General features: G+C 68.2%; 12 protein-coding genes. 7 read left to right on the plus strand and 5 right to left on the minus strand.

The genetic code is table 11. The features are described 5' to 3' along the window. Positions 1-12: 12 nt before the first annotated feature. The 3 genes from LRR16_RS14420 to yihA form a co-directional block, all read right to left on the minus strand. Positions 13-1,275: a magnesium transporter CorA family protein gene (locus LRR16_RS14420; RefSeq protein ID WP_006577448.1), complete on the minus strand. Its 1,263-nt coding sequence runs from the start codon at positions 1,273-1,275 to the stop codon at positions 13-15. Positions 1,276-1,285: 10 nt separating this feature from the next. Continuing rightward, the gene (gene hemB / locus LRR16_RS14425) at positions 1,286-2,278 is read right to left on the minus strand and encodes a porphobilinogen synthase (protein WP_006577449.1); all 993 of its coding nucleotides are present in this window, start codon (positions 2,276-2,278) and stop codon (positions 1,286-1,288) included. Positions 2,279-2,587: 309 nt separating this feature from the next. Beyond that, positions 2,588-3,319: a ribosome biogenesis GTP-binding protein YihA/YsxC gene (yihA, locus tag LRR16_RS14430; protein ID WP_232206308.1), complete on the minus strand. Its 732-nt coding sequence runs from the start codon at positions 3,317-3,319 to the stop codon at positions 2,588-2,590. Positions 3,320-3,610: 291 nt separating this feature from the next. Here yihA and LRR16_RS14435 point away from each other — a divergent pair, with 291 nt between their 5' ends. The 6 genes from LRR16_RS14435 to msrQ all read left to right on the plus strand — a co-directional run bounded on the left by LRR16_RS14435 (position 3,611) and on the right by msrQ (position 10,386). Further along, the gene (locus tag LRR16_RS14435) at positions 3,611-4,270 is read left to right on the plus strand and encodes a cytochrome c (protein ID WP_006577451.1); all 660 of its coding nucleotides are present in this window, start codon (positions 3,611-3,613) and stop codon (positions 4,268-4,270) included. 144 nt (positions 4,271-4,414) lie between these two features. After that, positions 4,415-6,643: a cytochrome c biogenesis protein ResB gene (locus LRR16_RS14440; protein WP_232206309.1), complete on the plus strand. Its 2,229-nt coding sequence runs from the start codon at positions 4,415-4,417 to the stop codon at positions 6,641-6,643. Positions 6,644-6,653: 10 nt separating this feature from the next. Beyond that, entirely contained in the window at positions 6,654-7,862 is a 1,209-nt protein-coding gene (ccsB, locus tag LRR16_RS14445; RefSeq protein WP_006580171.1) for a c-type cytochrome biogenesis protein CcsB, read from the plus strand. 151 nt (positions 7,863-8,013) lie between these two features. Then, the gene (locus tag LRR16_RS14450) at positions 8,014-8,487 is read left to right on the plus strand and encodes a hypothetical protein (RefSeq protein ID WP_232206310.1); all 474 of its coding nucleotides are present in this window, start codon (positions 8,014-8,016) and stop codon (positions 8,485-8,487) included. Positions 8,488-8,642: 155 nt separating this feature from the next. Further along, positions 8,643-9,647, plus strand: a complete 1,005-nt coding sequence (gene msrP, locus LRR16_RS14455; RefSeq protein WP_053822667.1) for a protein-methionine-sulfoxide reductase catalytic subunit MsrP — start codon at positions 8,643-8,645, stop codon at positions 9,645-9,647. Positions 9,648-9,666: 19 nt separating this feature from the next. After that, positions 9,667-10,386, plus strand: a complete 720-nt coding sequence (gene msrQ / locus LRR16_RS14460; RefSeq protein ID WP_232206311.1) for a protein-methionine-sulfoxide reductase heme-binding subunit MsrQ — start codon at positions 9,667-9,669, stop codon at positions 10,384-10,386. On the opposite strand, the gene lysA is transcribed toward msrQ, so the two are convergent. After that, complete coding sequence (gene lysA / locus LRR16_RS14465) at positions 10,383-11,654, minus strand: diaminopimelate decarboxylase (protein ID WP_232206312.1); 1,272 nt, start codon at positions 11,652-11,654, stop codon at positions 10,383-10,385. The two genes, msrQ and lysA, sit on opposite strands and share 4 nt — an antisense overlap. Positions 11,655-12,082: 428 nt before the next feature. On the opposite strand from lysA, the gene cyaY reads away from it, so the two are divergent. Further along, complete coding sequence (cyaY, locus tag LRR16_RS14470; RefSeq protein ID WP_232206313.1) at positions 12,083-12,418, plus strand: iron donor protein CyaY; 336 nt, start codon at positions 12,083-12,085, stop codon at positions 12,416-12,418. 188 nt (positions 12,419-12,606) lie between these two features. Here cyaY and LRR16_RS14475 read toward each other — a convergent pair whose 3' ends face one another. Then, positions 12,607-14,985 carry a penicillin-binding protein 1A gene (locus tag LRR16_RS14475; RefSeq protein ID WP_064577035.1) on the minus strand — a complete coding sequence of 793 codons (2,379 nt, stop codon included), beginning with the start codon at positions 14,983-14,985 and terminating at the stop codon, positions 12,607-12,609. Positions 14,986-15,025: the final 40 nt, after the last annotated feature.

The following is a 15,025-nucleotide window of genomic DNA, read 5'->3' on the forward strand; positions in this document are numbered from 1 at the left end:
CCCGGCCCCGAATCACTCGCGCAACAACCAGCGGCCGACCGCCCACATCGCCGCGATTCCCGCCACCACCGCGCCCATCAGTCCGATCGACCACCAGAAGCCGCTGGGCTCCTGGAGCCAGGGCATGCGCTCGAAGTTCATGCCGAAGACGCCGGTGATCAGCGTCAGCGGCATGAACAGCGCGGTGATCATCGTCAGCATCCGCATCGTGCGGTTGGTCCGGTGCGCCACGGCCGAGAAGTGGATCTGTACCGCGGACTCGATCGAATCCTCGAGCCGTCGGGCATGCGCCAGCACGCGCAGGATGTGTTCCATCACGTCGTTGATGCGCACCAGCAGCACCTCGTCGCGGTCGTTGGCGATGCCGCCGGCCGGGTCGCTGTAGGTGTTGTCGAGCAGGCTGTCGCGGAATTCCTGCAGCGCGTCGCGCTGCTCCTCGCACAGATGTTCCAGCCGGCGCAACTGGATGCGCGCATCGAGCAGGCCCTCCCAGCTGGAGAAGCCGCTGCGCGCGTTCAGCAGCGCGCGCTGCCAGCGGTCGAGCTGGCGCGTCAGCGGCGCGCGCAGGTCGAGATAGCGGTCGACCATCGCATTGAGCAGCCGCAGCATCAGGTCCTCAGGACGCGTTGGCGGACGGATGCCGTGTACCAGCGCCGTGCCGCCATTGCCGCGGACTTCCGGCCGCGGCGCGCGGCTCAGCTCGAGCAGCCGCTGGCGGACCTGCTCGATCGTGCGCGACTGGCCCGGCCGCACCGTGGCGAGCACGTGGTCGAACACGAAGAAGCTCACCGGCTGCGTATCGATGCGTGCGAGCGCGGGCAGGAAGCCGGGCGGGTGGCGGCGTGGTTTTGCAGCATTGATGGCTGTACCCGCGGTGGCAGCCGCCCCCGCCGCCCCCGCCACCGCCGCAGTCTCTGCGCCGCTGCCGTTCGCCTTGGCGACAACCGGTGCCGGTCCCTCGCTGCCGGCTTCCGCAATCAGCCGGCTGGTTTCGAAGGTCAGCTTGCGGAAGATCACCATGTCGTAGGCATGCGTCGTGTCGAAGAACGACGGATGCGCGGCATTGGTGGCGTCGGCCAGATGCAGGTCGAGCACCGGCGCGCCGGTCAGCGTCTGCAGCTGGTCGCGCCAGGCCGCCGGCGCCGCGCTGACTTCAGCGAGGGTGCAGTCGACCCAGACGAAGCGAGGCGCGGCCTGTTCGGCGAGGAAGGCGCGCGCGCCCTCGAGCGAGTCGAGCGGATGGACCTGGCTGGCGGAAAAGCCGAGCAGCTGCATGCGCGAGGGATCAGCGCGCCAGCAGGCGGGCGGCGTCGAGCGCGAAATAGGTCAGGATGCCGTCTGCGCCGGCGCGGCGGAACGCCAGCAGCGATTCCATCATGACCTTGTCGTGGTCGAGCCAGCCGTTCTGCGCGGCCGCCTTCAGCATCGCGTACTCGCCGCTGACCTGGTAGACGTAGGTCGGGAAGCGGAATTCGTCCTTGACCCGGCGAACGATGTCCAGATACGGCATGCCGGGCTTGACCATCACCATGTCGGCGCCTTCCATGATGTCCTGCGCGACCTCGCGCAGCGCCTCGTCGGTGTTGGCCGGGTCCATCTGGTAGGTCATCTTGTTGCCCTTGCCCAGATTGGCGGCCGAGCCGACCGCGTCGCGGAAGGGACCATAGAACGCCGATGCGTACTTGGCCGAGTAGGCCATGATGCGGGTGTGGATGTGTCCCGCCTCTTCGAGGCCGTTGCGCACGGCGCCGATGCGGCCGTCCATCATGTCCGACGGCGCGACGATGTCGACGCCGGCGGCGGCCTGGGTCAGCGCCTGCCGCACCAGGATCTCGACGGTCTCCTCGTTCATCACGTAGCCGTCGGCATCGAGCACGCCGTCCTGGCCGTGGCTGGTGTACGGGTCGAGCGCGACATCGGTCAGCACGCCGAGCTCGGGAAAGCGGTCCTTCAGCGCGCGCACGGCGCGCGGAATCAGCCCGTCGTCGCGCGTCGCCTCGATGCCGTCAGGTGTCTTCAGCGACGGATCGATGACCGGGAACAGCGCGATCACCGGAACGCCCAGCTGCACGCATTGCTCGGCGACCGGCAGCAGCAGGTCGACCGACACGCGCTCGACGCCGGGCATCGACGCGACGCTCTGGCGCTGGCCCTGTCCGTCGAGCACGAACACGGGGTAGATCAGGTTGTCCGGCGACAGCCGGTGCTCGCGCATCAGCCGGCGCGAGAAGTCGTCGCGGCGCATGCGGCGGGGGCGGAATTCGGGGAAGGTGGACATGGTGGGATCGTCAGTCAGGGGACGGCGGAGCGCAGCGGCCCACGATACCCGGGCGACCACGGCGTCACGGCGAAGGGACCGGATGTGGCAGGGGCTTGGCCTGCCGGGCGGCGGCGTCCCGCGTCCAATAAAAAACTAAACTTTTGTGCGTGCCCGCTATCATACTCGCGGACCCTTTGCGTTGCGCCGCGTGCGTGGCGCGAGGTCCCCCGCTACTCCTCCCTGAGCGGGTACCCGCCTCGCGGCGGGAATATTCCCCCCCGTTGCTTGCAGCGGGGTTTTTTTTGCGCCCTTGTTTTGCTCGCCTGGTTACGACGGGGTTCCGCCGCTGCCGGGCTCGTCGCCGGACGCTTCTTCGCCGGTCGGCGGCGCGGCATCGGCGGACGGCGCCGCAGCGGCTGGCTGCGCCTCCGGCAGCCCCAGCCAGCCGGCGATATGGCGCTGCGCCTCTTCGATGCCGCGGCGCTTCAGGCTCGAGAACAGCTGCGCGGTCAGCAAGGGCGGGTTCTCCAGCTGGGCCGCATAGTCGGCCAGCACGCGGCGCGTCTCGCGCAGCGCCAGCGCATTTTCGCTGCTGGTCAGCTTGTCCGCCTTGGTCAGCAGCACATGGATCGGCTTGCCGGTCGGCAGAAACCACTCGACCATCTGGCAATCGAGATCGGTGAAGGGCCGGCGCGCATCCATCATGATGACCAGCCCGGCCAGTTGCTGCCGGGCCTGCACGTAGTCGCTCAGCAACGACTGCCAGTGATACTTGGCCGAGCCCGACACCTGCGCATAGCCGTAGCCCGGCAGGTCGACCAGGAAGGCCAGCGGATCGGGCGCCTTGACCGGCGCGATCGCGAAGAAATTGATGTGCTGCGTGCGGCCGGGAGTCTTCGACGAGAACGCCAGCCGCTTCTGGTTGCACAGCACGTTGATGGCGGTCGACTTGCCCGCGTTGGACCGTCCGGCAAAGGCGACCTCGGGCACAGCGGTGGCCGGCAGGTCGCGCAGATGGTTGACGGTGGTGAAGAAGCGGGCCTGGTGTAGGAGAGACATGAGGGAGAGGCAGGGTCGGGGAGGCCCGCGCGGGAGTGCGCCAAGCGTCTATCCGGGAAGCGATTTATTGTACAATACCGCGGTTAACGGCCTCCCGGCCGGGTGGCGTTCGACGTTCTTTTGGCCTTGTTGGCGGCCGGCATGACCTGACAGCATCGGGTGATGAACGGCCGGCAGTGGTCTGCCAACGGGGTCTATCCCGTCTTTTGCCCCAATGCGCGTCCTCACCGCAGGCCGGAGGCTGACCGGCACGCGATAGCGAATTCAAAACAATTCAGACAAGGTGTGCGAATGAATGGCATTGCGAAACTTGTGGCTGTCGTAGCACTGGCCTTGCCGGCAACGGCCTTCACGGGTCTGGCCTCGGCCGCCGAGCAAGCCGCCGCCAAGGCGGACCCGGCCAAGGGCGAGACCCTCTACACGCAGGGCGCACCCGATCGCAATGTCCCCGCCTGTCTGAGCTGCCACGGCGCCAACGGCAACAGCGGCGCCGCGGTCAATCCGAAACTGGCGGCGCAGCACCCCGAATACGCCCACAAGCAGCTGGCCGACTTCAAGGCCAAGGTTCGCAACAACCCGATCATGACGCCGATCGCGGCGCAGCTGACCGATCAGGAAATGCGCGACGTCGGCGCCTACCTGGCGCGCCAGACCCAGAAGCCGGCCTCCGCGAAGAACAAGGACACCATCGAGCTGGGCCAGAAGATCTATCGCGCCGGCATCGCCAACAAGGGCGTGCCCGCCTGCGCGGCCTGCCACGGCCCGGCCGGCGCCGGCATCCCGGCGCAATATCCGCGCATCGGCGGCCAGTTCTCCGAGTACACCGAGGCCCAGCTGGTGGCCTTCCGCCAGGGCGGCCGCAAGAACAACGCGGTGATGACCGAGGTCGCGGCGCGCATGTCCGACGCCGAGATCAAGGCGGTGGCGGACTACGTCGCCGGCCTGCGCTGAGCGCAGCGGTAGCCCCGGGCCGGCCGGCCCTCGCCGGCGCGGCGGGGCGCAACCAAACGAGCCGGCGATAATCGAAGAGGGTGGCCTGCGCGAGCGAGCCTCCCTCTTTGTCTTTTGCGCCCCGCGCCTCCTGCCTTTCCTGCCATGCCGACCGCTTCCACTTCGGGCCTGCGCCTGAAGACCCCCCACCGCCTGCTGCGCGATACCGTCGAACTGGTCTCGTCGATGCGCTTTGCGATCGCGCTGCTGTCGGTGATCTCGATTGCCAGCGTGATCGGCACCGTGCTCAAGCAGAACGAGCCGTACGCCAACTACGTCAACCAGTTCGGGCCGTTCTGGGCCGAGCTGTTCCATGCGCTGTCGCTGCAGAAGGTCTACAGCTCGTGGTGGTTCCTGCTGATCCTGGCCTTCCTGGTGGTTTCCACGTCGCTGTGCCTGGTGCGCAATGCGCCGAAGATGGTCAGCGACATGCGCTCGTGGAAGGACCATGTGCGCGAGCGCAGCCTGCGCGCCTTCCACCACCGCGTCGAGTTCGATGCCGCGCCGCCTCGGGCTGGCGCCGTGCAGCGCCTCGGCGCGCTGCTGGCCAACCGCGGCTATCGCGTGCGCCAGGTCGAGCATGAAGGCGCCACGCTGCTCGCGGCCAAGGCCGGCGCCGCCAACAAGCTGGGCTACATCCTCGCGCACGCGGCGATCGTGGTGATCTGCATCGGCGGGCTGCTCGATGGCGACATGCTGATCCGTGCGCAGATGTGGTTCGGCGGCAAGACGCCGATCACCGGCAACGCGGTGATCAACGAGATTCCGCCGCAGCACCGCCTCTCCAGCAGCAATCCTGGTTTTCGGGGCAACGCCTTCGTGCCCGAGGGCGCCACCGTGTCGACCGCGATCCTGAACATCGCCGACGGCGCGCTGGTGCAGGACCTGCCGTTTACGCTGACGCTGAAGAAATTCGTCATCGAGCATTACTCGACCGGCATGCCGAAGCTGTTCGCCTCCGACGTGGTCGTCACCGACCGCGCGACCGGCAAGCAGACGGCCGCCACCATCAAGGTCAACGAGCCGCTGATCGTCGATGGCATCGCGATCTACCAGTCCAGCTTCGAGGACGGCGGCTCGCGGCTGAAGTTCGTCGGCTATCCGATGCAGGGAAGCTCGGCGAAGACTTTCGCGTTTGCCGGCACCGTCGGCAACAGCGCGCCGCTGAAGGGCACGGGCAGCGACGTCGATGCGCAAGGGCTGGCGGTCGAGTTCAGCGACTTCCGGCTGATGAACATCGAGAACGTCACCGATGCGTCGGGTAAGACCGATGCGCGCGGCGTGGCGACGCGCTCGCTGAACGAGCGCATCGAGGCCCGCCTGGGCGCGGCGGCCAACCCCGAGCGCGAGAAGCAGCTGCGCAATGTCGGCCCGTCCGTGCAGTACAAGCTGCGCGACCGCAACGGGCAGGCCCGCGAATTCCACAACTACATGGTGCCGGTGCAGCTCGACGGCCAGTCGGTATTCCTGGCGGGCACGCGCGATACGCCCAACGAGCCGTTCCGCTATCTGCGCATTCCGGCCGACGAGCAGGGCAGCGTGGCCGACTGGATGCGGCTGCGCGCGGCGCTGCAGGACAGCGCGCTGCGCGGCGAGGCCGCGCGCCGCTTCGCGCTGGCGTCGATGCCGGGCGATGACAAGGGCGAGGTGCGCGCGCAGCTGGCCGAGAGCGCGCGCCGGGCGCTGGACCTGTTCGCCGGCGCCGCGCGCCACGATGCCGATGCGCCGCCGGGCGGCTTTGCCGCGATCGCCGCCTTCCTCGAGCGCTCGGTGCCGCAGGCCGATCAGCAGAAGGCGGCCGACGTGCTGCTGAAGATCCTGAACGGCTCGATGTGGGAGCTGTGGCAACTGGCGCGCGAACGCGCCGAACTGCCGGTGGTCGCCAACAGCGCGCAGAGCGGCGCCTTCCTGCAGCAGGCGATCAACGCGCTGTCGGACAGTTTCTTCTACGTGGCGCCGGTGTTCCTGCAGCTGGACGACTTCCAGGAGGTCAAGGCCAGCGTGTTCCAGATGACCCGTGCGCCTGGCAAGAACATCGTGTATCTTGGCTGCCTGCTGCTGGTGCTGGGCGTGTTCGCGATGCTGTATATCCGCGAGCGCCGCGTGTGGGTCTGGGTCAAGGATGCCAAGCCGGATGCCAACCCGGATGCCAAGCCGGACGCCGATCCGAGCGATGCGTCGCAACGGGCCGCCGGCAGCCATGTGCTGATGGCAATGTCGACCCAGCGGCGCACCCTGGACTTCGAGAAGGAATTCGCCGCGCTGCGCGAGGACGTGCAGCGTGCCGCGGCGGCAGCGCAGGACGCGCCGCCAGCGGCGCCGGCGACACGGTAGGGATTTCGTCATGTCTTCCAATTCTTCCAAGCTGCACGCCCCCGCCAATCCCACGGCGAACCAGGGGCAGATCCCGGCGGCAGCGGACACCTCGTATCTGGAGCCCTCGTTCCTGCGCCGGCTGTCGTGGCTGGACTGGCTCTATGCGCTGCTGCTGGTGGTCGGCGCTGGCGTCGGGCTGGCGCGCTATGGCCAGTGGATGGACGGCTACGACAAGGCGGTGCTGATCGGCGCGGTGCCGACCTTTGCGCTGCTGGGCTGGCACTGGAAGCCGGTGCGCGCGCTGATGGCGGGCCTGGCCGTGCTGGCGCTGCTGGCCGTGCAGCTGTACCAGGGCGAACTGGCGCGCGCCGAGCAGGCCTTCCTGCTGAAGTACCTGCTGTCGAGCCAGTCCGCGATCCTGTGGATGTGCGCGCTGGTGTTCCTGTCGACGCTGTTCTACTGGGGCGGCCTGCTGGCGCGCTCGCAAACGGGCTACGGCATCGGCCACAAGCTGGCGTGGGCGGCGGTCGTGCTCGGCTTTACCGGCATGCTGGTGCGCTGGTACGAGTCCTACCTGATCGGTCCCGATATCGGCCATATCCCGGTGTCGAACCTGTACGAAGTGTTCGTGCTGTTCGTGCTGATCACGACGCTGTTCCACCTGTACTACGAGGGCCGCTACCGCACCGGCGCGCTGGGCCCGTTCGTGATGCTGGTGGTGTCGGCGGCCGTCGGCTTCCTGCTGTGGTACACGGTCAGCCGCGATGCGCACGAGATCCAGCCGCTGGTGCCGGCGCTGCAGAGCTGGTGGATGAAGATCCATGTGCCGGCCAACTTCATCGGCTACGGCACCTTCGCGCTGGCCGCGATGGTCGCGGTGGCCTATCTGCTGAAGCAGCGCGGCATCCTGGCCGAGCGCCTGCCCGCTCTGGAGCTGCTCGACGACGTCATGTACAAGGCGATCGCGGTCGGCTTCGCCTTCTTCACCATCGCCACGATCCTCGGCGCGCTGTGGGCGGCCGAGGCCTGGGGCGGCTACTGGAGCTGGGACCCGAAGGAAACCTGGGCGCTGATCGTCTGGCTGAACTACGCCGCCTGGCTGCACATGCGGCTGATCAAGGGCCTGCGCGGCGCGATGGCGGCCTGGTGGGCGCTGATCGGCCTCTTGATCACGACCTTCGCCTTCCTGGGCGTCAACATGTTCCTGTCCGGGCTACACAGCTACGGCGAATTGTGATCGACAGCGCCCTTTCAGGGTGACAAAGCGAGGAAACCTGCCCTTTCGGGCAGGTTTTTTTATTGGAAAGGGAATAAAACGGCGCCTGACGGTGTTTACTGGGAAACACGGCGCCGGTGGGCGGCGCCGACTTTTCCTGGAGACAGACATCATGACCCTCTCGCGCCTTACCGCTTCCGGTCGTCTTGCGCTTCCCGTCACCGCCACCGTCACCATTGCCGCCGCCGTCCTGCTGACCGCCTGTTCCGGCATGGGCATGGGCTCGGGCAGCAGCAGCGCCAGCGCCAGCAGCACGGCCAGCTCTACCGGCAACATGCCGCCGACCGTCAAGGTCAGCAACGGCGTACTGACCGATCCGCAAGGCCTGACGCTGTACACCTTCGATCGCGATACCGCGGGCAGCGGCAAGAGCGTCTGCAACGGACAATGCGCGGTCAACTGGCCGCCGCTGTTGGCCCAGCCCGGCACCTCGGCGACCGGCCAGTACACGATCATCACGCGCGACGACGGCAGCCGCCAGTGGGCCTATCGCGGCAAGCCGCTGTACCGCTTCGCCAAGGACACCAAGCCGGGCGACCGCACCGGCGACAAGGTGATGAACGTGTGGCACATCGCCACGCCGTAAGGCACCGTCAGGCGTCGTGAGGCGTCGTGAGGCGTCGGCCACGGGCGGCGTGGCCCGTCGCACCAAACACCGGCCAGCCGGTCCAAGTTGAGCCGGCCCGGCATGGCCCGCGGGGCCGCCCGGCGCGCCGGCGCTCCGCCAAGCAAGGAACGACGATGTGGATTCCCTCTCCGAAATGGCTGCGCGGCGACGACATTCCGCCCAGCGAGATCACGCCGCCCGAGGCGTTCGCCGCGCGCCGCCGCTGGCTGGCGATGGTCGCCGCCGGCGCGGCCGGCAGCACGCTGGCGCCGTGGGCCGCGCGCCAGGCGCTGGCGCAGCAGCCGGGCCGCGGGCAGAAACTGGCCGCCACGCCCAACCCGGCCTATGTGGTGACCGACAAGCGCACGCCCTACGAGGACGTCACCACCTACAACAACTTCTACGAGTTCGGCACCGACAAGTCCGACCCTTCCCGCAATGCCGGCACGCTGCGGCCACGGCCGTGGCAGGTCAAGGTCGAAGGGCTGGTGCGGCAACCCAGGACGTATGACATCGACGGCCTGATGAAGATGGCGGCGATGGAGGAGCGCGTCTACCGGCTGCGCTGCGTCGAGGGCTGGTCGATGGTGATCCCGTGGATCGGCTTCCCGCTCGCCGAGCTGATCCGGCGCGCCGAACCGCTCGGCAGCGCCAAGTACGTCGAGTTCGTCACGCTGGCCGACAAGAAGCAGATGCCGGGACTGGGCAGCCCGGTGCTCGATTGGCCGTATCGCGAAGGGCTGCGCCTGGACGAGGCCATGCATCCGCTGACGCTGCTGACCTTCGGCCTGTACGGCGAGGTGTTGCCGAACCAGAACGGCGCGCCGGTGCGCATCGTGGTGCCGTGGAAGTATGGCTTCAAGAGCGCGAAGTCGATCGTCGCGATCCGCTTCGTCGACAAGCAGCCCGCCACCAGCTGGAACCTGGCCGCGCCGCAGGAGTACGGCTTCTATTCGAACGTGAATCCGGAAGTCGACCATCCGCGCTGGAGCCAGGCCACCGAGCGCCGCATCGGCGACGACAAGGGCGGCGGCTTCGCGGCGCTGTTCGCGCCCAAGCGCAAGACGCTGCCGTTCAACGGCTATGCGCAGCAGGTCGCCTCGTTGTATCAGGGCATGGATCTGCGCAAGTTCTTCTGACCGCTTTTCCTTGCATCGCATGCCTTCCACCGAGACGACGCCGGCCGCCCCGCGCACCGCCGGGCCGGCAGCCGCGCGCCGCGGCGGCGCCACGCCCGGCACCTTGCCGCCGGCGCGGCTGCGCGCGCTGAAGGCGCTGATCTGGGTACTGGCGCTGCTGCCGTTCGCTCGCCTGGTCTATCTTGGCGCGACCGGCCAGTACGGCGCCAATCCGCTGGAATTCGTCACGCGCTCCACCGGCACCTGGACGCTGGTGATGCTGTGCGCGACGCTGGCGGTGACGCCGCTGCGGCGCCTGAGCGGCTGGAACTGGCTGCTGCGGATACGGCGGTTGCTGGGCCTGTTCGCCTTCTTCTACGGCACGCTGCATTTCCTGCTGTGGCTCGGCGTGGACCGCGGCTTCGACCTGGCCTATATGGCCAAGGACGTGTTCAAGCGTCCGTTCATCACGATGGGGTTTGCGGCGTTCGTGCTGATGGTGCCGCTGGCCGCGACCTCGACGCATGCGATGGTGCGGCGCCTGGGCGGGCGGCGCTGGCAGGCCCTGCACCGCAGCGTCTATGCGATCGCGGTGCTGGCGATCCTGCACTACTGGTGGCACAAGGCCGGCAAGAACGATTTCGGCGAGGTGTCGATCTACGCCGCGGTGGTCGCGGCGTTGCTCGGGGTGCGGCTGTGGTGGTGGTGGCGCGGGACCGGCCGCGCCGCGCCCGCGCCGAACGGGTCGTCGCGATCTTAGCGCGGCAGCAGCTTCTCGTCGCGGAACAGGTCCTCGACGCGCTCGCGGGCGCGCACCAGATGCACCGTCTCGCCGTCGACCATCACCTCGGCCGCGCGCGGGCGGGTGTTGTAGTTCGAGCTCATCACGAAGCCATAGGCACCGGCCGACATCACGGCCAGCAGATCGCCCGGCGCGACCGCCAGCGCGCGATCGCGGCCGAGCCAGTCGCCCGATTCGCACACCGGGCCAACCACGTCGTAGGTCACGGCCTCGCCCGGATTTGTCGCCGCATGCGGCACCACCGGCTCGATCCGATGGAAGGCCTCGTACATCGCCGGGCGCGCCAGATCGTTCATTGCCGCATCGACGATGCAGAAGTTCTTGGCCTCGCCCGGCTTCAGGAATTCGACGCGCGTCAGCAGCACGCCGGCATTGCCCACCAGCGAGCGGCCCGGCTCGAACAGCACCTCGCGATGGCCGTGGCCGCGCTGCGCCACGCGCTCGAGCAGCGTGCGCGCGAAGCCGGTGATATCGGGCGGGGTCTCGTCGTCATAGGTGATGCCCAGCCCGCCGCCGACATCGATATGCGACAGCACGATGCCTTCGCGCTCGAGCGCCTCGACCACGTCGAGCACCTTGTCCAGCGCCTCCAGATAGGGCGACACCTCGGTGATCTGCGAGCCGATATGGCAGTCGATGCCGGTGATCTCCAGGTGCGGCAGCGCGGCCGCGGCGCGGTAGGTCGGCAGCACGTCGTCGAAGGCGATGCCGAACTTGTTGCCCTTGAGCCCGGTGGAGATATACGGATGGGTGCGCGCGTCGACGTCCGGATTGATCCGCAGCGACACGCGCGCGCGCTTGCCGACGCGGCCCGCGACCGCGTTCAGGCGGTCGAGCTCGGGGATCGATTCGACGTTGAAGCACAGCACGTCGTGCGCCAGCGCCAGCTCCATCTCGGCCTCGGACTTGCCGACGCCCGAGAACACGACCTTGCGCGGATCGGCGCCGACCGCCAGCACGCGCTGCAGTTCGCCGCCGGAGACGATGTCGAAGCCCGCGCCGAGCTGCGCGAACACCTGCAGCACGGCGAGGTTCGAATTGGCCTTCATCGCGTATTGCACGCGCGCGCGATGGCCCGCGCAGGCGGCGGCGTAGGCCTGGTAAGCGGCGGTCAGCGCCGCGCGCGAATAGACATAGGTCGGCGTGCCGAACTGCTCGGCGATACGGGCGAGCGGCACCTGTTCGACGGCAAGGGCACCGTCGCGGCGATGGAAAAATGCGGTCATGTTATCGAGCGGCAGGAGCGGACGCGGGCGCGGCGGACGATGGCGATGAAGACGACGAAGACGTGCGGGCGGGCGGCGTGCGCGCGGGCATCGGCGCGGCGTCCGGCTGCGACAGGCCGGGGTCGGGGACGCTGGGTTGCACCGGCGCGGGCGGGCGCTGCGGCATCACCAGCGGGCCGCGAATGCCGCATCCGCCGAGCAGGGGCATCGCTAGGCCGGCGGCAAACGCCGCTACAATCGCAACACGACGCAACATCGGGTCGTCCTTGGAAACAGGGGTCGAACGGGAGGCGGACCGGAGCAGCCGGGCCGGGCAACGGTGCCCGCGGGCACTCGGGTCGGCAACTGGATTGGCCCGCAGAACAATGCATCAGCCCGGAACTGGTCCCGGCAGGGACCGGCCGCGGCTGGCGGTCTTGGAGTGTAGCATGTCCCTTTTGAGCGAAAGCGAGTTCCTGGCGCTGGCGACCGGCGAGCTCGATCGTCTGGAAAGCGCGATCGAGCAGGCCGCCGATGCGGCCGACGCCGATATCGAGATCAACCGCAGCGGCAATGTGATGGAGCTCGAGTTCGAGGACGGCTCGAAGATCATCATCAACAGCCAGGCGCCGATGCAGGAGCTGTGGGTGGCGGCGCGCGCGGGGGGCTTTCACTTCCGCCGCGACGGCGAGCGCTGGGTCGACACGCGCGAGGGCACCGAGCTGTACCAGGCGCTGTCGCGCTACCTGAGCCAGCAGGCCGGCACCGCGCTGACGCTGGACTGAGGCCCGCACGCACGCCAAGGAACGCTTAACACCACCACGTCATTCCCGCGAAAGCCGGAATCCGGCGTCTTGCAAAGCCACTGGGTCCCCGCGTTCGCGGGGACGACGGTCGCGATCAGTAAAAAGGCCAGCCCATCGGGCTGGCCTTTTTTGCTGTGCGATCGGCTGGAGCCGTCGGCGCGGCCGCATCAGCCGCCGCCGAACATCTCCAGGATCCGGCGCTTTTCCTGCTCGAGGTCGGCCGCCGACGGCGCGGCCGGATCGGGCGCCTTGCCCGGCCACGGATCGCCCAGGCCGACCGACGCCACGCCCGCGCCGCCGGCATTCTCTTCCAGCGTCCAGTCGCCGGCCACCATCACCACGCCTTCCGGCGGCTGGCGATCCGGGCTCTCGGGCACGCCCTTGAGCATCTTCGACATGTAGCTGATCCAGATCGGCAGCGACAGGCCGCCGCCGGTCTCGCGCACGCCCAGGCTCTTGGGCTGGTCGTAACCCATCCACGCCACCGCCACCAGCTTCGGCGTATAGCCGGCGAACCAGGCGTCGACCGCATCGTTGGTGGTACCGGTCTTGCCGGCCAGGTCGTTGCGGCCCAGCCGCTGCTTGGCCGTGTACGCGGTGCCGGTGCGCACCACGTCGCGCAGCATGCTGTCGGCGATGAAGGCCGTGCGCGCGTCCAGCACCCGTACCGCGTCTTCGCCGGCGCGCTGCGGCTTGGTCTCGGACAGCACGTTGCCGCGCGCGTCCACCACGCGCTGGATCAGGTAGGGGTTGATGCGATAGCCGCCGTTGGCGAACACCGAATAGGCGCCCGCCATCTGCAGCGGCGTCACGCTGCCCGAGCCCAGCGCCATCGGCAGGTAGGCCGCGTGCTTGTCGGCATCGAAGCCGAAGCGCGTGATGTACTCCTGCGCGTACTGCGTGCCGATCGCGCGCAGGATCCGCACCGACACCAGGTTCTTCGACTTGGCCAGCGCGCGGCGCATCGTCATCGGACCTTCGAAGCGGCCGTCGTAGTTCTTCGGCTCCCACACCTGGCCGCCGGTATCGGGGCCGATCGACAGCGGCGCGTCGTTGATCACGGTCGCCGGCGAGAAGCCCTTTTCCAGCGCGGCGGTATAGATGAACGGCTTGAAGCTCGAACCCGGCTGGCGCCAGGCCTGCGTGACGTGGTTGAACTTGTTGCGGTTGAAGTCGAAGCCGCCGACCATCGCGCGGATCTCGCCGTCCTCCGGGTTCAGCGAGATGAACGCCGCGGCCACCTCGGGCAGCTGCGCCACCGACCACGCGCCCTTGTCGTTCTGCACCACGCGGATGATCGCGCCCGGGCGGATCTTGACCTTGGGCTGGGCGTTGGCCGCCAGCGACGGCGCGATATAGCGCAGCGCCGAGCCTTCGATCACCACCTCCTCGCCGGACAGCAGCACGGCGCGCACCTGCTTGCTCGATGCCGCGGTGACCACCGCCGAGCGCATGTCGTCGCTGGCCGGATGCTCGACCAGCGCGTCGTCGATGGCCTGCTCGCGCTCGGCCGGATCGGACGGCAGGTCGATGAAGGCCTCGGGGCCGCGATAGCCGTGCTTGCGCTCGTAGTTCATGATGCCGGCGCGCACCGCCTCGTAGGCCGCGTCCTGGTCGGCCTTGGTCAGCGTCGTGTACACCGTCAGCCCGCGCGTGTAGGTTTCCTCGCGGTATTGCGCGTACATCAGCTGGCGCACGATCTCGGCCACGTATTCGGCGTGGGTCGAGAACTCGTTGCCCTCGTTGCGGACCCTCAGCTCTTCGTGGACCGCCTCGTCGTACTGCTGCGGCGTGATATAGCCCAGGTCGCGCATCCGCTGCAGGATGTATTCCTGCCGCACCTTGGCGCGCTTGCGGTTGACCACCGGGTTGTAGGCCGACGGTGCCTTCGGCAGTCCGGCCAGCATCGCCGCCTCGGCCACCGTGACGTCCTTGATCGACTTGCCGAAGTAGACGCGCGCGGCACTGGAGAAGCCGTAGGCGCGCTGGCCCAGGTAGATCTGGTTCATGTACAGCTCGAGGATCTGATCCTTGCTCAGGTTCGCCTCGATCTTGTACGCCAGCATCATCTCGTAGATCTTGCGGGTGTAGGTCTTCTCGCTGGACAGGAAGAAGTTGCGCGCCACCTGCATCGTGATGGTCGACGCGCCCTGCGACAGGCCGCCGCGCAGATTCGCCAGGCCCGCGCGCAGCACGCCGATGAAATCGACGCCGCCATGCTCGTAGAAGCGATCGTCCTCGATCGCCAGCACGGCTTTCTTCATCACGTCGGGGATCTCGGCGATCGGCACGAAGTTGCGCCGCTCCTCGCCGAATTCGCCGATCAGCACGTTGTCGGCGGTGTAGATGCGCAGCGGAATCTTCGGACGGTAGTCGGTCAGCGTATCGAGCGACGGCAGGTTCGGCGCCGCGACCAGCAGCGCGTAGCCGAGCAGCAGGGCCACCGTGACGACACCCGCGGCCATCAGGCCCAGCGCCCAGTAGCTGGCGCGTATCCACAGCGGGCGGCGAGCCGGTTTAGCCGGCTTCTGTTGTGCAGTAGCCATTGGGTAATACCTAGTTGGAGGTGCCCGGATTATATCGCCC

The organism is Cupriavidus sp. UGS-1 (assembly GCF_021213615.1).
Lineage (GTDB): Bacteria > Pseudomonadota > Gammaproteobacteria > Burkholderiales > Burkholderiaceae > Cupriavidus.

Coding starts and splice junctions, on each gene's coding strand:
- LRR16_RS14435 (WP_006577451.1), top strand. CDS start 3,611: ATGAATGGCATTGCGAAACTTGTGGCTGTCGTAGCACTGGCCTTGCCG.
- cyaY (WP_232206313.1), top strand. CDS start 12,083: ATGTCCCTTTTGAGCGAAAGCGAGTTCCTGGCGCTGGCGACCGGCGAG.
- LRR16_RS14440 (WP_232206309.1), top strand. CDS start 4,415: ATGCCGACCGCTTCCACTTCGGGCCTGCGCCTGAAGACCCCCCACCGC.
- yihA (WP_232206308.1), bottom strand. CDS start 3,319: ATGTCTCTCCTACACCAGGCCCGCTTCTTCACCACCGTCAACCATCTG.
- LRR16_RS14475 (WP_064577035.1), bottom strand. CDS start 14,985: ATGGCTACTGCACAACAGAAGCCGGCTAAACCGGCTCGCCGCCCGCTG.
- LRR16_RS14450 (WP_232206310.1), top strand. CDS start 8,014: ATGACCCTCTCGCGCCTTACCGCTTCCGGTCGTCTTGCGCTTCCCGTC.
- hemB (WP_006577449.1), bottom strand. CDS start 2,278: ATGTCCACCTTCCCCGAATTCCGCCCCCGCCGCATGCGCCGCGACGAC.
- msrQ (WP_232206311.1), top strand. CDS start 9,667: ATGCCTTCCACCGAGACGACGCCGGCCGCCCCGCGCACCGCCGGGCCG.
- msrP (WP_053822667.1), top strand. CDS start 8,643: ATGTGGATTCCCTCTCCGAAATGGCTGCGCGGCGACGACATTCCGCCC.
- ccsB (WP_006580171.1), top strand. CDS start 6,654: ATGTCTTCCAATTCTTCCAAGCTGCACGCCCCCGCCAATCCCACGGCG.
- LRR16_RS14420 (WP_006577448.1), bottom strand. CDS start 1,275: ATGCAGCTGCTCGGCTTTTCCGCCAGCCAGGTCCATCCGCTCGACTCG.
- lysA (WP_232206312.1), bottom strand. CDS start 11,654: ATGACCGCATTTTTCCATCGCCGCGACGGTGCCCTTGCCGTCGAACAG.